We start from the raw sequence: 20,729 nt of genomic DNA on the forward strand, positions 1-20,729 counted from the left end.
GTACGCCGTTTCCGGGAAAAGCCGGTCAACGCGGCCGCAGCCGCAGGTCCTGCATCCCGCCGTCCACGGCCACGCCCACCCCGGCCGTGGACGTCGCCAGCGGGCTCGCCAGGTAGACCACCGCGTGCGCGACCTCCGCCGGGGACACGAGCCGCCCGTGGGGTTGCCTCGCCTCCAGCGCCGCGCGCTCCGCCTCGGGGTCCTCCGCCCGCTCCAGCAGCCGCCCGATCCACGGCGTGTCGGCCGTGCCCGGGTGCACGCAGTTGACCCGGATCCCCTCCCGCAGGTGGTCGGCGGCCATCGCCCGCGTCAACGCCGCCACCGCACCCTTCGACGCGCTGTACAACGCCCGCTGCGGCAGCCCGGCCGTCGCCGCGATCGAGCCGACGTTCACGATCGCCGCGGCGCCGGACCGGCGCAGGTGCGGCAGCGCCGCCCGGCTCACCCGCACCATCCCGAGCAGGTTCACGTCCAGCACCCGCAGCCACTCGGCGTCGTCGTTGTCGGCGACCGTGCCCTGCGCCCCGATGCCCGCGTTGTTCACCACGATGTCCAGCCCGCCGAACCGGTCCACCACCGCGGAAATCCCCTGCCGCACCGACTCGTCGTCACTCACGTCGACCCGCACGCCGTCTTCGACCTCGGTCAGGTCCAGCGCCGCCACCCGCGCGCCGCGCTCCCGCAGCGCCGCCACGATCGCCGCGCCGATCCCCGACGCCCCGCCGGTGACCGCGGCGACGAGCCCGTCGAACTCGCCCATCACGCCACCTCCGCCGCGACGAACTCCTGGCGCTGCCTGCCCAGGCCCTCGATCTCCAGCTCCACCACGTCACCCGGCCGCAGGTACGGGTACTTCCCCGACAGCGCGACGCCCTGCGGCGTGCCGGTCATGATCACGTCACCCGGTTCCAGCGCCAGGTACCGGCTCAGGTGCCACACCAGGTGCTCGACCCCGAAGATCATGTCCGCGGTCGTGGAGTCCTGGCGCGGCTCGCCGTTGACCCAGCTGCGCAACCGCAGCCCGGTGTGGTCCACTTCGTCCGGCGTCACCAGCCACGGCCCGAGCGGGTTGAACCCGGGCGCGCACTTGCCCTTGCTCCACTGCCCGCCGGAATCGACGAGCTGGTACTGCCGCTCGGAGACGTCGTTGCCGAGCACGAAACCGGCGACGTGCGCGAGGCTCTGCGACGGCGAGTCGAGGTACAGCGCCCGCTTGCCGATGACGACGCCGAGCTCGACCTCCCAGTCCGTGCGCTCGCTGCCGGGCGGGATCGTCACCGGGTCGTGCGGCCCGGCAAGCGTGTTCGGCGTCTTGAGGAACATGATCGGCACGTCCGGCGGCGCCGAGCCCGACTCGGCGGCGTGCTCGGCGTAGTTCATCCCGATGCAGATGATCGCGCCGGGCCGCGCGATCGGCGCGCCCACCCGCAGGGCGTCCGCATCCGGCAATTCCGGCAGCTCGCCGGCCTCCAACGCGGCCCGGACCGCCGCGATCCCGCCCCCGGCGAGGAACGCGCCGTCGATGTCGGCCGTCAGCCCGGTCAGGTCGTAGGTCGTGCCGCCGGCGACGACGGCGGGTCGTTCCTGGCCGGCGGGACCGAGGCGGACGAGGTGCACGGTTCACTTCCTCACGGTATTGGTCGGGTCTCTTCATCAAGCTCGCCAAGATCCTAGGCCACCTTTCCCGCCGCGCGCGAGCCTTGACGGCGGAGACATCGGATCTCTATCGTCGGCGTCGTCACCGAGGCGTACAAGGGAGTGGGTCCGTGGCACGCATCGTCGCCCTGCACACGCACGACGTCCGGTTCCCGACGTCGCAGACGCTCGACGGTTCCGACGCGATGAACCCGGACCCGGACTACTCGGCCGCCTACCTGCGGCTGGTCACCGACGCCGGCGACGGCCTGGAGGGCCACGGTTTCGTCTTCACGATCGGCCGCGGCAACGACGTCCAGGTCGCCGCGCTCCGCGCGCTGGAGGGCCACCTCCTCGGCCGCGACGTGGAAACCACGCTCGCGGACCTGGGCGGGCTGTGGCGCGAGCTGGTCCACGATTCGCAGCTGCGCTGGCTCGGCCCCGAGAAGGGGATCATGCACATGGCCATCGGCGCGGCCGTCAACGCGCTGTGGGACCTGCGCGCCAAACGGGAGGGCAAACCGTTGTGGCAGCTGCTGTCCTCGCTCACCCCGGAGGAGATCGTCGACCTCGTCGACTTCCGGTACCTGACCGACGCGCTGACCCGCGACGAGGCGCTGGAGATCCTCCGCTCGGCCCAGCCCGGCCGCGCCGAGCGGGAAGCGCGGCTGCTCAGCGAGGGCTACCCCGCCTACACCACCACCCCCGGCTGGCTCGGTTACGACGACGACAAGCTCGCCCGCCTGTGCCGGGAAGCGGTGGACGACGGCTTCCGCCAGATCAAGCTCAAGGTGGGCGCCGACCTCGACGAGGACCTGCGCCGCTTGCGGATCGCGCGCGAGGTGTGCGGCCCGGACGTGCGGATCGCGGTGGACGCCAACCAGCGCTGGGACGTCGGCGACGCGATCGCCTGGATCGAGCGGCTGCGCCCGTTCGACCTCGCCTGGATCGAGGAGCCCACCAGCCCGGACGACATCCTCGGCCACGCCGCCATCGCCAAGGCGGTCGCGCCGATCCCGGTCGCCACCGGCGAGCACGGCGCCAACCGGGTGCTGTTCAAACAACTGCTGCAGGCCAAGGCGCTGTCGGTGCTGCAGCTCGACGCCACCCGCGTGGCCGGGGTCAACGAGAACATCGCGATCCTGTTGCTGGCCGCCAAGTTCGGCGTCCGGGTCTGCCCGCACGCGGGCGGGGTCGGCCTGTGCGAGGCGGTGCAGCACCTGGCGATGTTCGACTTCGTCGCGGTGTCCGGCACCACCGAGGACCGGATGATCGAGTTCGTCGACCACCTGCACGAGCACTTCGTCACCCCGGTCGACGTCCACAGTGGACGTTACTTCGCGCCGAAGGCCCCGGGCGCGGGCACCGAGATGCACGCGGCATCTCTGCGGGAGTACGCCCATGGCTGAGGTTCCGGGCCCGTTCGCGCTCGGCGCCGCGAACCTGGGCAACCTGTACGCGCCGATGAGCGACGAGCAGGCGCACGCGGTGCTGGAAGCCGCGTGGGACAGCGGGATCCGGCACTTCGACACCGCCCCGCACTACGGCCTCGGCCTGTCCGAACGCCGGCTGGGCGCCTTCCTCGCCGGCAAGCCGCGCGCGGAGTTCGTGGTGTCCACCAAGGCCGGCCGGCTCCTGGTGCCCGATCCGGGCGGCGCGAACCGCCTCGACGAGGCGAACCACTTCGCCGTGCCCGCCGGCCACCGCCGGGTGTGGGACTTCTCCGCCGACGGGGTGCGGCGCAGCCTCGACGACTCGCTGACCCGCCTCGGACTGGACTCCGTCGACATCCTCTACCTGCACGACCCGGAGGAGCACGACCTCGGACCGGCGCTGGCGTCCGGCCTGCCCGCGCTCGCCGCCCTGCGCGACGAGGGCGTCGTCCAGGCGATCGGCGTCGGCTCGAAATCGGTGGCCGCGCTCGCCGCGGCCGCCCGCACCGGAGTCGTCGACCTGCTGATGGTCGCCGGCCGGTTCACGCTGCTCGACCAGTCCGCGCTGGACGACGTGCTGCCCGAGTGCCACGCCCGCTCGATCGGCGTCGCGGTCGCGAGCGTGTTCAACTCGGGCCTGCTCGCCACGCCCGAACCCGCCGGCCGCTACGAGTACGCCACCGCTCCCCCGGACGTTGTCGACACCGCACGGGAAATCGCCGGGATCTGCGCCGAGTTCGGCGTCGACCTGCCCACCGCCGCGCTGCACTTCCCGCTGCGGGACCCGGCGGTGCGCGCGGTGGTCGCCGGCGCGGCCACCCCGGACGAGGTCCGGCAGAACGCCGCGCGGCTGACGGCCGCCGTGCCCGCCGACCTGTGGACCACCCTGCGGGACAAGGGGCTGATCCGGACATGACCGAGCACGTCGTGGACACCCACCTGCACCTGTGGGACCTCACGGTCAGCGACTACGCGTGGCTGCCGCCCGGCAGCCCGCTGCACCGGACCTTCACCGCCGGACAGGCGCGGCGGGAACTGGACGCCGCCGGGATCGCCACCGCAGTCCTGGTGCAGGCCGAGGACTCCGAGGCCGACACCGAGTTCATGCTCGCCAAGGCCGACCAACACGACTGGATCGCCGGCGTGGTGGGCTGGGTCCGCCTCGACGACCCGGACACCGCCCGCCGTCAGCTCGACCGCCGGCAGCGGCACCCGGCGTTCCGCGGCGTGCGGCACCTGGTGCACGACGACCCGCGCGCGGACTTCCTCGACCAGCCGGCGGTGCGCCGCTCGCTGGCCCTGCTCGCCGAACGCGGCCTGCCCTTCGACGTCCCCGACGCCTGGCCGCGGCACCTCCGCCAGGTCGCGGACCTCGCGGCCGCCCTGCCGGAGCTGACGATCGTGGTCGACCACCTCGGCAAGCCGCCCGCCGACCCCGCCGGATTCCGCGACTGGCTGGCGACGCTGCGAACGGTGGCCGCGCACCCGAACACGGTCGCGAAGATCTCCGGGCTGCAGCGGCCCGGAGAGCCGCTGACCGTGCAGTCCGCGCGGCCCGCGGTGGAGGCGGCGGTCGAGCTGTTCGGCCCGGACCGGCTGATGTACGGCGGGGACTGGCCGATGACCGTCCCGCACGGCGGGTACGGCCGGGCGTGGGAGGTCCTGTCGGCGCTGATCGGCGAACTGCCCGCGCCCGACCGGGCGCGGGTGCTGTCGGGGACCGCGAGCGCGGTCTACGGGGTGCCGGAGCGGGTGCGATGAGCGAGGTCGCGACGATGACGGAACCACTGCTCGAAGTCGAAGGCGTGGACAAGAGCTTCCCCGGCGTGCGCGCGCTGCACGACATGCGGCTGGAGCTGCGCTCCGGCGAGGTGCTCGCACTGGTCGGCGAGAACGGCGCGGGCAAGTCCACCCTGATGAAGCTGCTGTCCGGCATCCACACCGCCGACGCGGGACACTTCCGGCTGGGCGGCGAGCCCTACCGGCCCGCCGGGCCGCGCCACGCGCTGGAGCTGGGCATCAGCATCATCCACCAGGAGTTCAACCTGGTGCCGCACCTGACGGTCGCGCAGAACATCTTCATCGGCCGGGAGCCGCGCCGCGGGCGGCTGCTGCTCGACGAGCGCAAGCTCAACGCGGACGCCGCCGAGCTGCTCGACCGGCTGCACCTGCGGCTGGACCCGCGGGCCGTGGTCGGCGAGCTCACCGTGGCCAACCAGCAGATGGTGGAGATCGCCAAGGCGCTGTCCTACGACCCGCGCGTGCTGATCATGGACGAGCCGACCGCCGCGTTGAACGACGCCGAGGTCGCGACCCTGCACGAGCTGATCCGCCGGTTCGTGCGGCCGGGCACTGGCGTCATCTACATCTCCCACCGCATGGAGGAGATCAAGCGCATCGCCGACCGGGTCACGGTGATCCGCGACGGCGAGTACATCGACACGCTCGACATGGCCACCGCCGCCACGCCGGACATCATCGCGCTGATGGTGGGCCGGGCCATCGACACCGAAGCCCGTCCCGAGGGCGTGCGCGCGGACCGCGAGGTGGTGCTGCGGGTCGACGGCCTGCGCACCCGGGACCTGCTCAAGGACGTGTCGTTCGACCTGCGGCAGGGCGAGATCCTCGGCTTCGCCGGGCTGATGGGCGCCGGCCGCACCGAGGTCGCGCGGGCGCTGGTCGGCGCGGACAAGACCGAGGCGGGCACGGTGACCCTGCACGGCAAGCCGGTCCGCATCGGCAACCCGGCCGACGCCGCGAAGCTCGGCATCGGCTACCTGTCGGAGGACCGCAAGCGGTTCGGCCTGCTGCTCGACCAGGACGTCAAGGCCAACATCGCGTTGTCGGCGCTGCGGGACCAGTTCACCAGGGCCGGGTTCGTGCGCGACGGCGCGCTGCGCGCGACCGCCGGCCGCTACATCGGCGCGCTGCGCATCAAGACCCCGTCACTCGACCAGACCACGAAGAACCTCTCCGGCGGCAACCAGCAGAAGGTCGTCATCGCCAAGTGGCTGGCCAAGGACTGCGACGTGCTCATCTTCGACGAGCCGACGCGCGGCATCGACGTCGGCGCGAAGGAGGAGATCTACCAGTTGCTGCGGGAACTCACCGGGCAGGGCAAGTCGATCATCATGATCTCCTCGGAGCTCCCGGAGATCCTGCGCATGTCCCACCGCGTCGTGGTGATGAGCGAGGGCCGCGTGACCCGCGTGCTCGACGCCGCCGAGGCGACCCAGGAGAACATCATGCACTACGCCACCCTGCGGCCGGACGAAAACCCGGCCGACGCCGCCGAGCTCGGTCTCGCCCCCGAAGAGAAGGCAGGTCGGTCATGACCACGGTGAAGGCTCCGGTGACGGAGCGGCAGCGGGCCGGCGGAGTCACCGGCGCGATCAGGAGCAGGCTGCAGCAGCTGCTGGCGTTCGCCAGCCTCATCGTGATCTACGCGTTCTTCTCGATCGTCAGCCCGTTCTTCTTCTCCTACGGCAACTTCATCGCGATCCTGTTCTCCACGGTGGTGATCGGGACGCTCGCGATCGGCACCACGTTCGTCATCATCACCGGCGGCATCGACCTGTCCATCGGCACCGGCATGGCGTTGTGCGCGGTGATGTCCGGCGTGTTCATCGTGAACTCGGGACTGCCGCTGGGGATCGGCGTGCCGCTGGCGATCCTGTTCGGCGGGCTGATGGGGCTGGTCAACGGGATCAACGTGGCGCTGCTGAAGATCCCGCCGTTCATCGCGACGCTGGCGATGATGCTGGTCGCCGAGGGGCTGGCGCTGGTGCTGTCCAACAGCACGCCGATCTACTTCAGCGACTCGCCCGGCTACATCGAGATCTCGGCCGGGAACCTGATCCCGAACGTGCCGAACGCGGTGCTGATCCTCGCCGCGATCGCGATCATCGCCGGGGTGCTGCTGACCAAGACGGTGCTCGGCCGCTACACCTACTCGATCGGCAGCAACGAGGAAGCGACCGCGCTGTCCGGCATCGACGTCCGCAAGTGGAAGGTCGGGATCTACGCGTTCGCCGGGCTGTTCACCGGCCTGGCCGGGGTGATGATCTCCGCCCGGCTCGGGTCGGCGCAGCCGGCCACCGGCATGGGCTACGAGCTCCAGGCCATCGCCGCCGTGGTGATCGGCGGGACGTCGCTGTCCGGCGGCAAGGGGTCGATCATCGGCACCCTGATCGGCGCGCTGATCATCTCGGTGCTCAACAACGGGCTGCAGATCATGTCGATTCCGCAGGAGTGGCAGAACGTCATCCTCGGCTGCGTGATCCTGGTGGCCGTCTACACCGACCGGATCCGGAAACGGGAAGCCTGAGAGAACAAAGGAGTTCTTGATGAGGACGCAGAAGATCGTCGCGGCGGTCGCCGGCGCCGTGCTGGCGCTGACGATGACCGCGTGCGGCCAGGGCGGCGGCACCGCGGGCGGCGGGAACGGGCCGCTCATCGCCATCGTGTCGAAGGGCTTCCAGCACCAGTTCTGGCAGGCCGTGAAGAAGGGCGCGGAGGACGAGGCCGCCGCGAAGGGCGCGCGCACGACGTTCGTCGGCCCGGCCACCGAGAAGGACGTCGAGCAGCAGGTCAACATGCTCACCAACGAGCTGGCCAAGTCGCCGCAGGCGCTCGGGTTCGCGGCGCTGGACTCCCGCGCCGCCGCTCCCCTGCTGCAGCAGGCGAAGGCGCAGAACGTCCCGGTGGTGGCGTTCGACTCCGGTGTGGACAGTGACATCCCGGTCACGACGGTGGCCACGGACAACAAGGCCGCGGCGGCGGAGGCGGCCAGGCACCTGGCCGAGCAGATCGGCGGGCAGGGCAAGGTCGCGCTCGTGGTGCACGACCAGACCAGCCTGTCCGGCAAGGACCGGCGGGACGGGTTCCTGGACTGGATGGCGAAGAACGCGCCGGGCATCACGGTGCTCGCGCCCCAGTACGGCGGGGGCGACCAGCTGGAGTCGGCCAACATCACCAAGTCGATCATCGCGGCCAACCCGGACCTGAAGGGGATCTACGCCTCCAACGAGGGCTCGGCGATCGGCGTGATCAAGGGTGTGCAGGAGAGCGGGCGGCAGGGCCTGACGATCGTCGGGTTCGACTCCGGGAAGGCCCAGATCGACGCGATCAACAGCGGCCTGATGGCGGGCGCCGTGACGCAGGACCCGGTGGACATGGGCAGGCAGCTGGTGGACGCCTCGCTGAAGGCCATCAACGGCGAGCAGCTGCCGAAGCGGATCGACACGGCGTACTACTGGTACGACAAGAGCAACATCAACGACCCCAAGATCCAGGCGGCGCTGTACCAGTGACCGCGGGCGAGGGCCGTGGACGGTGACGACGGGGCCGTCCACGGCCCTCGCCGTGGGCGCTCCCCAGGTCTCGCCCGCACCGCGTGGACAACAAACCCGCGAGTTCGGCGAGTCCGGTGTGGACGACGGTCACCGCGGAGTCTCCACACTTTCCCCACCTCTCCTCCATGCATCGCCCCGGCGGTCCGGTCACGCTGGCCGGAGGAAACGGGCGACCACGGAGGAGGCGCGGGACGATGACGACGCAGGAGCGGACGCACGCGGTGGTGCTGGGCGCGGGGATGGGCGGGCTGCTCGCGGCCCGCGTGCTCGCCGGGTTCTACGACCGGGTGACGGTGGTCGAGCGGGACCACCTCGGCGAGACGGTGGCGCACCGGCGCGGCATCCCGCAGGGCCGGCACGTCCACGCGCTGTTGCCGCGCGGCGGGGAGATCGTGGAGGAGTTGTTCCCCGGAATGCTCGGCGAGCTCGTCGCCGACGGCGGCACGGTGCTGACCGACTACTCGCGGTTGCACTTCTCCCCCGGCGGGCACCGGCTGTCGCCGGAGATGGAGCTGCCGCCGATGCACCAGCCGAGCAGGCCGTTCCTCGAGACCCACGTGCGCAACCGGCTCCGGCGACTGTCCACTGTTGACCTTCGCGACGGCTGCGACGTGACCGGCCTGACCGCCACCGCGGCCGGTGACCGCGTCACCGGCGTGCGCCTCCAGCGTCGGGCGCCGGGCAGCCCCGAGGAGGTTCTGAGCGCGGACCTGGTGGTCGACGCGCTCGGCCGCGGCGCGCGCACGCCGGCCTGGCTGGCCGAGCTCGGCTACCGGCGGCCGGCCGAGGTCGAGGTCCCGGTGCAGCTGCGGTACACCAGCCGCCTGGTGCGGCTGCGGCCCGGTGCGGTCCCGGAGACGCTGGTCGTCGTCGGCGCCACCCCGGAGCGGCCCAACGGCATGGCGCTGTTCGCCTACGAGGACGACACCTGGTTGTTCACCGTCGCCGGTTACGCCGGTGACCACCCGTCACCCCGGTACGACGCCATGGTCGACTTCGCCGCCCAGTGCGCGCCCCCGCACCTGATCGAGGCGCTGCGGACGGCCGAGCCGCTGTCCGACGTGGCCACCTTCGCCTTCCCGGCGAGCCGCTGGCGCCGCTACGACAAGCTTCGCCGCTTCCCGGACGGCCTGCTCGTGTTCGGCGACGCGATCTGCAGCTTCAACCCGATCTACGGGCAGGGCATGTCCGTCGCCGCGCTGGAGGCGCTGGCGCTGCGGGACTGCCTGCGCCAGGGCGATCGGCACCTGGCCCGGCGGTTCTTCCGCGCCGCGGCGAAACCGATCGGCGTGGCGTGGAAGCTGTCGGTGGGCAGCGACCTGGCGCTGCCGCAGATCGAGGCGCCGCGACCGCTGCCCGTGCGGCTGGTCAACCGGTACGTGGCGAAGGTGCTCACCGCCGCCGAAGAGGATCCGGTGGTGGCGGCGCAGTTCATGCGGGTGAGCGCGTTCCTGGACCCGCCGTCCGCCCTGATGCGGCCGTCGATCCTGGCACGCGTCACCGGGACGGGACGGGCGCTCCCGCGGCCGGCCGCGGTGCCCGGTCCCGCCCCAGCGCGGACAGGATCGTTTCAGCCTCGCTGACGACGTCACGCACGACCTGCGCCGCGGGACGGACATCCCCGATCAGGCCGACGGACTGCCCCGCGAACGGCAGGTACTCGTGGCCCCGCCCGGTCAGGACGGCCGCGACCACCTCGCGGCCGATCTCGCCGATCCGTTCGGGGAGCTCGTCCCGCCGGTCCGCCCACTCGCGCAGGAACGGGGTGCGCAGCAGGCGCCCCTGCGCGGGGTGGCGCGGCCGGTTGTACGGCGGCAGCAGCACGTCGAGCAGGTCCTCGTGCACCGCGTCGCGGGAGCCGGCCTCGACGAGCAGCTGCTTCCACTCGGGACTGATCGCCATCTCGGTGGTGGCGAGGAACCGGGTGCCCATCGCCACACCCTGCGCGCCGAGCGCGAGCGCCGCGGCCAGGCCGCGGCCGTCGGCGATCCCGCCCGCGGCCACCACGGGCACCGCCCCCGCGACGTCCACCACCTGCGGGACCAGCGCCAGTGTTCCGATGAAGCCGCTGTGCCCGCCCGCCTCGGTGCCCTGGGCGATCAGCACGTCGGCGCCGCGGTCGAGAGCCTGGCGCGCCTGGTCGACGTCCATCACCTGCTGCACCCAGGCGCAACCGGCGTCGTGCGCCCGCTTCACGAGGTCGCCGGGGTCGCCCAGGTGGAAGGAGATCACCGACGGGCGCGCCCGCAGGCTCGCGGCGAACACCTCCTCGTCGAAGGGCCGGGTGGTGTGGTTGATGGCGAAGGGCCGCGCGGTGCGTTCCCGCAGCCGGCGCCACTGCTCGCGCAGGTCGGGCAGCGGCCGGATCGCCGTGCCCAGGCTGCCCAGGCCGCCGGCCTCGCACACGGCGGCCGCGAGGCCGACCGAGTCGAACGGGCCGAACGGGGCGCTGATGATCGGCACCTCGATGCCGAGCAGATCGCAGAGTGTGGTTCGCATGGGGGAAGTCTGCGCGGGCGGCCCGGTCTTCGCCTCGGGCGATCGCCCCATCTTTCACCCGGTCTCGCCGAGGAGGCCGTGGTGCACGGCGTAGAGGGCCGCTCCGGCGCGGCTGGACACCCCGATCTTCGCGTAGGTGTTCTCCAGGTGACGGCCCACCGTCTTGACCGAAATGCACAACGCCTGGGCGACCTGCGGCTTGGACAGTCCGCGGCAGGCCAGCCGCAGCACGTCCACCTCCCGGTCGGTGAGGCCGCCGGGCCAGCGGGACGGCAGCCGCACCGAGGTCTGCCCGGCCGCCGCCGTCACCGCGGCCGCCGCCCGCGGATCGAGCCGGCCGCCGGCGACCTCGGCAGCCAGCTCCCGCGCCGCCTCCGCCGGGGTTCGCGCCCGCCGGTGCGGCCGCTGCTGGAGCATCGCCTGGTAGCAGTCCGCGGCGGCCAGGACCCGCTCGGCCATGCCGAGCGCGGAACCGGGACTGCCGCGGTGGTAGCCACCGCCGTCGAGCCGCTCGTGGTGGGCCCCGGCCAGGCGGGCCAGCGGGCGCAGCAACGCGGTGCGCTCCAGGATGCGTTCGGTGAGGTAGGGGTGCAGGCGGACCCGTTCCCACTCGTCGGCCGACAGCGGCCGGGGCTGGTCCCAGACGACGTTGCTGATGCCGGTGCGGCCGAGATCGTGCAGCAGCCCCGCGCGCCGTAGCCGGACCGCGCACTCGTCGCCGAGTCCCGCGTCGCGGGCGGCGGCTTCGGCCAGCCGCGCCACCTGGCGGGAGTGCCCGAGCGCGTAGGGGATCTTCAGGTCGGCGAAGTCGGCGGCCACCGCCAGCAGGGTGTCCAGCCGGTCGCCTCCGATGTGGACCGGAGCCGGTTCGGCCGCCAGGACCTCCTCCCACGGGGGCACGGCGGTCCCGGCCAGCATCGGCTCGCCGCCGCCGAGGATCGCGTCGACCACGGCCGGGTCGTAGGCGCGGCCGCGACGGTGACGCAGCACCTCGGCTGTCGCCGCGTACCCGGCCCGCCGGTGCCACAGCTCCGCGTCCCGGGCGACGACGGCGACGCGGACCGGCAGCGGCACCGCCTCCGCGGCCAGCCCGGCCGGGTTGCCCCGGCCGTCCCACCGCTCGAACCCGTGCCGCAGGGCGGTGAGCACCCCGGCGCCGAGCCCCAGCCGTCCGGCCAGCAACTCGGCGGCCTCGCAGTGCGTCGCCATCACCACGGCCTTGGCCGCGTTCCCGCCCGGCAGCGCGACGGCGGCGGTCTCCTCGGCCGGCTCCCCCATCACGGCCGGGCCCACCGCCGCGGCGATGCCGATCTCGTCGCCGGCCAGCGCCGCCACCTCGAACGCGTCCGCGGTGCAGCCGATGTACCGCAGCAGCGACACGTAGTAGACATCGGACAGTCCGGCGCCGCCGACGCCGAGCGCGCGGGCGAGCCGCATCGCGAGCAGGCAGGTGCGGGCGGCGTGCCCGGCGGGCTGCCCGAGCCCGAGGTCCGTGGCGATCGACAACGCCGCCAGGACCTCCGCGAGCCGGATCCGCCCGTCCGTCACTCCCCCAGCTTGACGCGCCGGGGCGCCGGTCCGCTACTTCTGCGCTTGAGGTGACGACGGGCCGGCCGCCGGGGGGCGACCTCGCCCAGCCCGGTCCGGCGAACCTCGGCACAACGGGACGAGCCCGGCCGATCCGAGGAGGATCAGCCGGGCTCGCCGCCGCGGAGACCGGATCAGGCCAGGTCGAACCGGTCCAGTTCCATGACCTTCGTCCAGGCCGCGACGAAGTCGTTGACGAACTTCTCGCGCGCGTCGTCGCTGGCGTAGACCTCCGAGAGGGCCCGCAGCTGCGAGTTGGAGCCGAAGATCAGGTCGACCGGGGTGGCCGTCCACTTCAGCTCGTCGGTCGCCACGTCGCGGATCTCGTAGACGTTCTCCTCCGACTCCGACGCCTTCCACCGGGTGCCCGGCGCGAGCAGGTTGGTGAAGAAGTCGTTGGTGAGCACGCCCGGCCGGTCGGTGAGCACGCCGTGCTTGGCGCCGCCGTAGTTGGCGCCCAGCGAGCGCAGGCCGCCGACCAGGACGGTCATCTCCGGCGCGGTCAGGTCCAGCATGTAGGCGCGGTCGACCAGCAGGACCTCCGGCTGGAGCTTCTCCCCGGCCCGCAGGTAGTTGCGGAACCCGTCGGCGCGCGGCTCCAGCACCTTGAACGACTCGACGTCGGTCTGCTCCTGGCTGGCGTCGGTGCGGCCCGGGTGGAACGGCACGGTCACCTCGACGCCCGCGTCACGCGCGGCCTTCTCGACGGCGGCCGAGCCGGCCAGCACGATCAGGTCGGCCAGCGAGATCTTCGCGCCGCCCGCCTCGTTGAACTCGCGCTGGATGGCCTTGAGCTTCTCCAGCACCGGCGCGAGCTGCTCGGGCTGGTTGACCTCCCAGTTGCGCTGCGGCTCGAGCCGGATGCGGGCGCCGTTCGCGCCACCGCGCTTGTCGGTGGAGCGGAAGCTCGCCGCCGACGCCCACGCGGTGGTGACCAGCTGCTGGGTGGTCAGGCCGGACTCCAGGACCTTCGCCTTCAGCGCGGCGATGTCGGACTCGCCCACGAGCTCGTGGTCGACGGCGGGCACCGGGTCCTGCCACAGCTGCGGCTCGGGCACCCACGGGCCGAGGTAGCGGCTGATCGGGCCCATGTCGCGGTGCAGCAGCTTGTACCAGGCCTTGGCGAACGCCAGCGCGAACTCGTCCGGGTTCTCCAGGAACCGGCGCGAGATCTTGCCGTAGACCGGGTCGAACCGCAGCGCCAGGTCCGTGGTCAGCATGGTCGGCTTGTACTTCTTGTTCGGGTCGTAGGGGTCCGGGATGATCTCCGGAGCGTCCTTCGCCACGTACTGCTTGGCGCCGCCGGGGCTCGTGGTGAGCTCCCACTCGTAGCCGAACAGGATCTCGAAGAAGCGGTTGCTCCACTGGGTCGGCTTGTCGGTCCACGTCACCTCGAGACCACTGGTGATCGTGTCCGGGCCCTTGCCGCTGCCGTGGGTGCTCAGCCAGCCGAGGCCCTGCGCCTCCAGCGGGGCGGCCTCCGGCTCCGGGCCGACGTGGTCGTCGGCGATGCCGGCGCCGTGGGTCTTGCCGAAGGTGTGGCCACCGGCGATGAGGGCGACGGTCTCCTCGTCGTTCATCGCCATGCGGCCGAAGGTCTCGCGGATGAAGTGCGCCGCCGCCATGTAGTCGGCGCTGCCGCGCGGGCCCTCCGGGTTGACGTAGATGAGGCCCATCTCGGTGGCGCCGAGCTCGGGCACCATCTCCGAGTCGGTGACGTAGCGCTCGTCGCCCAGCCAGTCGTCCTCGGGGCCCCAGTAGACCTCCTCGGTCTCCCAGATGTCCTCGCGGCCGAAGCCGAAGCCGAAGGTCTTGAAGCCCATCGACTCCAGCGCCACGTTGCCCGCGAGCACGAGCAGGTCGGCCCAGGAGATCTTCTGGCCGTACTTCTGCTTGACCGGCCACAGCAGGCGGCGCGCCTTGTCCAGGTTGGCGTTGTCCGGCCAGCTGTTCAGCGGGGCGAAGCGCTGCGCGCCGTCACCGGCGCCGCCGCGGCCGTCGTGGATGCGGTAGGTGCCCGCGGAGTGCCAGCTCATGCGGATCATCAGGCCGCCGTAGTGGCCGAAGTCGGCGGGCCACCAGTCCTGCGAAGTGGTGAGCACCTCCTCGATGTCGCGCTTGAGGGCGTCGACGTCGAGCTTGGCGAACTCCTTGGCGTAGTTGAAGTCCTTGCCCAGCGGGTTGCTCTTGGAGTCGTGGGCGTGCAGCACCGACAGGTCGAGCTGGTTGGGCCACCAGTCGCGGTTGGTCCGCGGACGCCCGCTCGACTTCGGGGTCGGCGAGTCGATGGCCGGGTTCTCGCTCTCGCTGCCGTGCGAGGTCACCGAGTCGTGCGCGACCGGGCACCCGGCCGCCGCCTTCTTGTCCACCCCCTGCGCGCTCGAGGGGGTGTTGTCCTGGGTGTCGCTCATCTACTTGCCTTCCGAGCTGGCGGTTTCGTTGGGAACTGCGGCGGCCGAGCAGTCGGGGCACACGCCCCAAAAGACGACCTCCGCCTGGTCGATCACGAAGCCGTGGTCGTCCGAGGCGGTGAGACAGGGGGCGTGGCCGACGGTGCAGTCGACGTCGGCGATCGCACCGCAGGAGCGGCAGACGACGTGGTGGTGGTTGTCGCCCACCCGGGACTCGTAGCGGGCGTTCGCGCCGGCCGGCTGGATGCGCCGGATCAGGCCGGCGTCGGTGAGTGCGCGCAGGACGTCGTAGACGGCCTGGTGCGAGACGGTCGGGAGGTCGGCGCGCACCAGCTCGATCACCTTCTCGGTGTCGACGTGCGGGTGGTCGCGCAGCGCGGACAGCACCGCCAGGCGGGGCCGGGTCACACGCAACGAGACAGCCCGCAGCTGCGCCTCGAAGTCCTCCGACGTCACGCGGCAGACCCTAGAGCACTTGTCTGGAACAAATCAAGTTAGGGTCCACCTTCGTGCGGGAGGGGTCGGCCGGTGCCCGGTTCGTGCGGATCGGGCCGTGGTTCGATGGACCATGCCCACAGTCCCGACGGACCCTGACCGAGGGAACGCCGCAGGCCCAGTTCATCGGCAGTGACGAGGGAAACGCTGGCTAGCGAGCACAACTTCGCGATGACCCATGTCATGCAGGTCAGCAATTCGAGAGCGGAGAACGCGGTCTCGCAACAGGCTCGTTCACCCGAACGCGCCCAGGACGAGGTGCACCACCTCGACGGTCTCGTCCGGGACGCCTGGTTGCTCACCGCTCAAAAGCGGTAACGCAGCAGCCTGCCCATCTCGCGGAAGAGGCGGATCCGTTCGAGGACGGCGAGCTGCGCCCGCACCGTCAGGGAAGCCCGGTCCCGCATCGGCGCGGCCATTTCCGGCGCGTAGAGCACCTGCGCCAGCTCCAAGCCCGTCGCCTCCAGCTCGCGTGGGTCGGCGATTCCCCAGCGCAGCCGGGCGCCCGACCGCCGCACCACCGGGTTCAGCTTCTGCAGCCGGATGCCGAGCGGGCTGAACGCGTCGAAGATCGCTTCGCCCGTGGGCAGGTGGTTCACGATCGCCCGGAACATGGCCCTGCCCTCGTCCGGGTCGAGGTACATCGTCAGCCCCTCCGCGACGATCGCCGCGGGGCGGTCCGCCGGCACCTCCGCCAGCCAGCGCGTGTCGGTGACCGACGAGCCGATCGTCCGGTACCCCGGCCGACCGGCCGGGTACACCTGCTCGCGCAGCGCGATGACGTCCGGGTAGTCGATGTCGAACCACGCCACCTCCGGGCCCGGGTCCAGCCGGAACACCCGGCTGTCCATGCCCGCGCCCAGGTGCAGCACGGTCGCGCGCGGGTGCGAGCGCAGGAAGTCGCGCAGCAGGTCGTCGAACACCTTCGCCCGGGCGGCCACGGACAGGGTCAGGTTCCGGTTCATCCCGAACTTGCCGAAGTCGTAGTCGATGCGCTCCAGCGCCTCCGCCGCGGCGGTGTCGCCGAGCAGCGGGTTCGCCGAGCGCGCGTCGAGGGCCCGCCCGTAGAGGGTGGCCAGATTGGTGGATTGCTCTTCGGTGAACCGCACCCCGGGCATCGCTCTCCTTCAGACACTTCACAAGTTTGTGAAGATTGTACCCAGCACCGCGCGGGTGTACAGCAGCTCGAACCCCTGCCGCTGGGCGTTGTGCTGTGACCGGGACGCCGGCTGGGTCGTCACGACGGCGAAGTCACAGCCCGCCCCGGCCGCGTCGGCGAGCCGGGCGGACAACAGCGCGGTCTGCACGCCCCGCCGCCGGTAGCCGGGCCGGGTCGCGGCCCCGGTGAACTGGGCCAGGCCGTCCACCACGCACATGCTGGCGACACCGGCGACGACCCCGTCGCACAGCGCCACGTACCGACGCACGTTCCCCTCGGACAGGTCGCGCATCGCCCGCGTGAGGACCTCGCGCGAGAATTGGTGGTCCGACGGCGGATCCTGGTCGTCCGGGTGACCGAAGCCGTCCGCCGCGACATCGAGCCAGGCGGCGAAGTCGTCGTCGCCGCTCGGCCGGATCTCCACACCCTCCGGCAGGACCCGGTCCGCGGCGCCGCGGAGGTCGCGGCCCAGCACGTTCTCGAAGGACTCCAGCCGGTACCCGCGTGCGGTGAGCGCCGCCCCGATCCCGGGATCGACGAGGTGCGCGAGCTCGACCTGCACCGGGCTCCCCACCGCGGCGAAGGCCTTTTCGACGCCCGCCAGGGTCTCCGCGTCCGGCACGCCGCCGAACCCGAGGCCGGCGACCTTGTTCAACGGCGACCCGGCCTCGGCGAAGGTCGCCACTCCCCCGGCGACGGGCAGCACGAACGCGGCCGAACCGGGCCGCTTCCGCGCTTTCTCGGTGGCTTCGGCCATCCGCCGCGCTTCGGCGCGTTCGATGCGCTCGGCCAGCGGGAAATCACAGAACAGTGCGCTCACGGCCGGGAGCGTAGCGGGCGGGCCCGCCGGAGTTCCTCCCATTTCCGGCGCGCTCAGGCCGCCGCGGGCGTGCGCAGGGTCGCCGACACCCGCGCGACGAACTCCGCGTTCGACCGCGTCGTGCGGAGCTGCTCCAGGAACTGTTCGGTGGCGCGCCGCGGATCCTGGCCGGCCAGCGCGCGCCGGACCTCCGTCATCACCGTCAGTTCCGCGGGCGACAGCAGGAGCTCGTCGCGACGGGTGCCGGACGCGAACAGGTCGATCGCCGGGTAGACGCGGTGGTCGGCGAGGGCGCGGTCGAGCCGGAGCTCGGCGTTGCCAGTGCTCTTGAGTTCCTCGAAGAACACCGTGTCCGCAAGGGAACCGGTGCCGACCAGCGCCGTGGCGATGATCGTGAGCGAGCCGCCGTCCTCGACGTTGCGGGCGGCGCCGAGGATCTTCTTCATCGGGTTCAGCGCGCCCGCGTCGACACCGCCGGACAGGATGCGCCCGGAGGCCCGTCCGGCCAGGTTGTACGCCCGGCCGAGGCGGGTCAGCGAGTCGAGCAGCAGCACGACGTCGCGCCCGGTCTCCACCAGGCGTTTCGCACGTTCCAGAGCCAGTTCGGCGACGGCGGTGTGCTCGGCCGGCGCGCGGTCGAAGGTGGACGCGATCACCTCGCCGCGCACGGAGCGGCGGATGTCCGTGACCTCCTCCGGCCGCTCGTCGGCCAGCAGCACCATCAGGTGCACGTCCGGGTGGTTGGTGGCGACGGCGTGCGCGATCGCTTGCAGGACAGAGGTTTTCCCGGTGCGCGGCGGCGCGACGACGAGCGCGCGCTGCCCCTTGCCGATCGGCGCGGCGAGGTCGAGCACGCGGGTGGCGAGCTGGTGGCGGCCGGTTTCCAGCACGAGCCGCTCGTCCGGGTGGACCGGGGTGAGCCGATCGAACTCCGGACGCCGGCCGCCGGGATCGGCGCCGTTGACCGAAATCAGTTCCTGGCCCTCCAGCAGGATCTCGTCACCGCGCCGGAGGCCGTGCGCGCGAACGAGTCCGAAGGGGACAGTGGTGCCGCCGAGGGTGGCGGTCCTGCCGTGGATGTCGAGAATGCCATGACTGGGCATGGTGGTGCTCCAAAAAGGGAAGACGGCGCGGAAAGCGCCGGAACGGGACGACCCGGACTCGCGGTTCACGGGGAGAGGGGGTCGCAGAGAGAGGAAGGACGATCCCGCAGGCGGCTGGGCCGGCATCCGGGAGATCAAGCGCACTGTAGCCCAGGCTCGGCTCACTCCGCAAGAGACAAGCCCGTCGCACCAATTTTGACGAAGAGATTGTGAACAATTTCGTCGACGGTTAGGCTACTCGGCAGCGAACGACGACGTGCGAGGAACGACCTTGATCATCGACTGCCACGGCCACTACACGACCGCCCCGCCCGCCCTCGCGGCGTGGCGCGACCAGCAGATCGCCGCGCTGGACGGCTCCGGCCCCGCGCCGGCCCGCGCCGGCCTCCGGATCAGCGACGACGAGCTGCGGGAGACGATCGAGCCCAACCAGCTGCGGCTGATGGACGAGCGCGGCATCGACGTCACGATCTTCTCCCCGCGCGCGTCGTTCATGGCCCACCACATCGGCGGGTTCGAGACCTCCGCCGAGTGGGCCGCGATCTGCAACGAGCTGTGCTACCGCGTCAGCACCCTCTACCCGGAGCGGTTCGTGCCGGCCGCGATGCTCCCCCAGTCCCCGGGCGTCGACCCGGCGACCTGCATTCCGGAGCTCACCCGTTGCGTCGAGGAGTACGGCGCCGTCGCGCTGAACCTCAACCCCGACCCGAGCGGCGGTCACTGGACCGCCCCGCCGCTGACCGACCGCTCCTGGTACCCGGTCTACGAGAAGATGGCCGAGTACGACATCCCGGCCATGGTGCACGTGAGCACGAGCGTGAACCCCGCCTTCCACACCACCGGCGCCCACTACCTCAACGCCGACACCACCGCGTTCATGCAGCTCGTGCAGGGCGACCTGTTCCGCGACTTCCCGGACCTGCGGCTGGTCATCCCGCACGGCGGCGGCGCGGTGCCCTACCACTGGGGCCGGTTCCGCGGCCTGGCGATGGCGCTGGGCAAGCCGGAGCTGGAGGAGCACGTGCTGAACAACGTCTTCTTCGACACCTGCGTCTACCACCAGCCGGGGTCGGACCTGCTCTTCGAGGTCGTCCCGGCACGCAACATCCTGTTCGCCTCGGAGATGATCGGCGCGGTGCGCAGCGTCGACCCGCGCACCGGCCACCACTTCGACGACACCCGGCGCTACGCCGAAGCCGCGAAGCTGTCCGAAGAGGACTGGGCCGCCATCCGGGAACACAACGCCCGCCGGGTCTACCCCCGGCTGGACGCGCTGCTGAAGGGCCAGGGCCGGTGACCGCGCCCAAGACCCCGGGCTGGCTCGACTGGCACGCCGACCCGTCCACCCCGCGCTTCCGGCTGCCGCCGGGCACCGTGGACGCGCACTGCCACGTGTTCGGCCCGCAGGCGGAGTTCCCGTTCGCGCCGGAGCGCAAGTACACGCCCTGCGACGCGAGCAAGGAGCAGCTGTTCGCGCTGCGCGACCACCTCGGCGTCAGCCGCAACGTCATCGTGCAGGCCACCTGCCACGGCGCGGACAACTCCGCGATGGTCGACGCCGTCCGGGCCTCGGGCGGGCGGGCGCGCGGGGTCGCGACCGTCCGGCCGGAGGTCAGCGAGGCCGAGCTGCGCGAGCTGGACGCGGCGGGCGTGCGGGGCGTGCGGTTCAACTTCGTGCGACGGCTCGTGGACGCCGCGCCGCACGAGGCGCTGAGCACGATCGCCAGGAAGATCGCGCCGCTGGGCTGGCACGTGGTGCTCTACTTCGAGGCCGCCGACCTGCCCGAGCTGGCGGGCTTCTTCGGGTCGCTGCCCGCGCCGCTCGTGGTCGACCACATGGGACGGCCCGACGTGCGAAAACCCGTGGACGACCCGGAGTTCGGCCGGTTTCTGCGGTTCGTCGAGCGCAACGACGTGTGGGTGAAGGTGAGCTGCCCGGAGCGCCTGAGCGTGTCCGGTCCCCCGGCGCTGCACGGCGAACGCCACGCCTACACCGACGTGGTGCCCTTCGCCCGCCGCGTGGTGACCGAGTTCGAGGACCGCGTGCTGTGGGGCACGGACTGGCCGCACCCCAACCTCACCGATCACATGCCCGACGACGGCCTGCTCGTCGACTACGTCCCGCGGATCGCGGAAACCCCCGCGCTGCAACGGAAACTGCTCGTCGACAACCCGATGCGCCTGTACTGGCCCGGCGAAACCGCCTGAGCCTCCCCCTTCCCCGGAAAGGCAT

The 20,729-nt window shown here is 72.0% G+C and carries 18 protein-coding genes; 9 read left to right on the forward strand and 9 right to left on the reverse strand.

Going from position 1 to position 20,729, the window contains the following annotated elements; translation table 11 throughout:
• Positions 1 to 25 precede the first annotated feature (25 nt).
• Both L2C96_RS03105 and L2C96_RS03110 read right to left on the reverse strand, forming a co-directional pair.
• A complete protein-coding gene (locus L2C96_RS03105) occupies positions 26 to 760 on the reverse strand; it encodes an SDR family NAD(P)-dependent oxidoreductase (RefSeq protein WP_237335023.1) in 735 nt (244 codons plus the stop codon).
• Positions 760 to 1,617 carry a fumarylacetoacetate hydrolase family protein gene (locus L2C96_RS03110; RefSeq protein WP_237335024.1) on the reverse strand — a complete coding sequence of 286 codons (858 nt, stop codon included), beginning with the start codon at positions 1,615 to 1,617 and terminating at the stop codon, positions 760 to 762. Before L2C96_RS03110 ends, L2C96_RS03105 begins: the two co-directional genes overlap by 1 nt.
• A 149-nt stretch (positions 1,618 to 1,766) precedes the next feature.
• Between L2C96_RS03110 and L2C96_RS03115 the strand changes: the two genes are divergently transcribed.
• The 7 genes from L2C96_RS03115 (at position 1,767) to L2C96_RS03145 (ending at position 10,005) form a co-directional block, all read left to right on the forward strand.
• Positions 1,767 to 3,044, forward strand: a complete 1,278-nt coding sequence (locus tag L2C96_RS03115) for an L-fuconate dehydratase (RefSeq protein WP_237335025.1) — start codon at positions 1,767 to 1,769, stop codon at positions 3,042 to 3,044.
• The gene (locus tag L2C96_RS03120; protein WP_237335026.1) at positions 3,037 to 3,984 is read left to right on the forward strand and encodes an aldo/keto reductase; all 948 of its coding nucleotides are present in this window, start codon (positions 3,037 to 3,039) and stop codon (positions 3,982 to 3,984) included. The genes L2C96_RS03115 and L2C96_RS03120 overlap by 8 nt, the downstream gene beginning before the upstream one ends.
• Positions 3,981 to 4,829, forward strand: a complete 849-nt coding sequence (locus tag L2C96_RS03125; RefSeq protein WP_237335027.1) for an amidohydrolase family protein — start codon at positions 3,981 to 3,983, stop codon at positions 4,827 to 4,829. The genes L2C96_RS03120 and L2C96_RS03125 overlap by 4 nt, the downstream gene beginning before the upstream one ends.
• Positions 4,826 to 6,403, forward strand: coding sequence for a sugar ABC transporter ATP-binding protein (locus tag L2C96_RS03130; protein WP_237335028.1), 1,578 nt, complete (start codon positions 4,826 to 4,828; stop codon positions 6,401 to 6,403). Before L2C96_RS03125 ends, L2C96_RS03130 begins: the two co-directional genes overlap by 4 nt.
• Complete coding sequence (locus L2C96_RS03135; RefSeq protein WP_237335029.1) at positions 6,400 to 7,395, forward strand: ABC transporter permease; 996 nt, start codon at positions 6,400 to 6,402, stop codon at positions 7,393 to 7,395. Before L2C96_RS03130 ends, L2C96_RS03135 begins: the two co-directional genes overlap by 4 nt.
• A 19-nt stretch (positions 7,396 to 7,414) precedes the next feature.
• Positions 7,415 to 8,380 carry an ABC transporter substrate-binding protein gene (locus L2C96_RS03140; protein ID WP_237335030.1) on the forward strand — a complete coding sequence of 322 codons (966 nt, stop codon included), beginning with the start codon at positions 7,415 to 7,417 and terminating at the stop codon, positions 8,378 to 8,380.
• Positions 8,381 to 8,616: 236 nt separating this feature from the next.
• A complete protein-coding gene (locus L2C96_RS03145; RefSeq protein WP_237335031.1) occupies positions 8,617 to 10,005 on the forward strand; it encodes an FAD-dependent oxidoreductase in 1,389 nt (462 codons plus the stop codon).
• Here L2C96_RS03145 and L2C96_RS03150 read toward each other — a convergent pair.
• The 7 genes from L2C96_RS03150 to rho form a co-directional block, all read right to left on the reverse strand.
• The gene (locus tag L2C96_RS03150) at positions 9,920 to 10,921 is read right to left on the reverse strand and encodes an NAD(P)H-dependent flavin oxidoreductase (protein WP_020419161.1); all 1,002 of its coding nucleotides are present in this window, start codon (positions 10,919 to 10,921) and stop codon (positions 9,920 to 9,922) included. The two genes, L2C96_RS03145 and L2C96_RS03150, sit on opposite strands and share 86 nt — an antisense overlap.
• 54 nt (positions 10,922 to 10,975) lie before the next feature.
• Entirely contained in the window at positions 10,976 to 12,469 is a 1,494-nt protein-coding gene (locus L2C96_RS03155) for an HD domain-containing phosphohydrolase (protein ID WP_237335032.1), read from the reverse strand.
• 173 nt (positions 12,470 to 12,642) lie between these two features.
• Entirely contained in the window at positions 12,643 to 14,919 is a 2,277-nt protein-coding gene (gene katG, locus L2C96_RS03160; RefSeq protein ID WP_237335033.1) for a catalase/peroxidase HPI, read from the reverse strand.
• Positions 14,920 to 15,375 (reverse strand): Fur family transcriptional regulator, encoded by a 456-nt coding sequence (locus tag L2C96_RS03165; protein WP_020419158.1) that lies wholly within the window; start codon positions 15,373 to 15,375, stop codon positions 14,920 to 14,922. It abuts the gene before it with no gap.
• A gap of 344 nt (positions 15,376 to 15,719) precedes the next feature.
• Positions 15,720 to 16,532, reverse strand: coding sequence for a class I SAM-dependent methyltransferase (locus L2C96_RS03170; RefSeq protein ID WP_237335034.1), 813 nt, complete (start codon positions 16,530 to 16,532; stop codon positions 15,720 to 15,722).
• 18 nt (positions 16,533 to 16,550) lie between these two features.
• Positions 16,551 to 17,393 (reverse strand): GNAT family N-acetyltransferase, encoded by an 843-nt coding sequence (locus L2C96_RS03175; protein WP_237335035.1) that lies wholly within the window; start codon positions 17,391 to 17,393, stop codon positions 16,551 to 16,553.
• A gap of 53 nt (positions 17,394 to 17,446) precedes the next feature.
• The gene (gene rho / locus L2C96_RS03180; protein ID WP_237335036.1) at positions 17,447 to 18,496 is read right to left on the reverse strand and encodes a transcription termination factor Rho; all 1,050 of its coding nucleotides are present in this window, start codon (positions 18,494 to 18,496) and stop codon (positions 17,447 to 17,449) included.
• Positions 18,497 to 18,767: 271 nt separating this feature from the next.
• Here rho and L2C96_RS03185 point away from each other — a divergent pair, with 271 nt between their 5' ends.
• Together L2C96_RS03185 and L2C96_RS03190 are read left to right on the forward strand one after the other, a co-directional pair.
• Positions 18,768 to 19,793, forward strand: a complete 1,026-nt coding sequence (locus L2C96_RS03185) for an amidohydrolase family protein (protein ID WP_237335037.1) — start codon at positions 18,768 to 18,770, stop codon at positions 19,791 to 19,793.
• Positions 19,790 to 20,704 (forward strand): amidohydrolase family protein, encoded by a 915-nt coding sequence (locus L2C96_RS03190; RefSeq protein ID WP_237335038.1) that lies wholly within the window; start codon positions 19,790 to 19,792, stop codon positions 20,702 to 20,704. The genes L2C96_RS03185 and L2C96_RS03190 overlap by 4 nt, the downstream gene beginning before the upstream one ends.
• Positions 20,705 to 20,729 lie beyond the last annotated feature (25 nt).

Origin of the sequence: Amycolatopsis tucumanensis, from assembly GCF_021654135.1 — a bacterium.
Taxonomy (GTDB): Bacteria; Actinomycetota; Actinomycetes; order Mycobacteriales; family Pseudonocardiaceae; genus Amycolatopsis_E; species Amycolatopsis_E tucumanensis.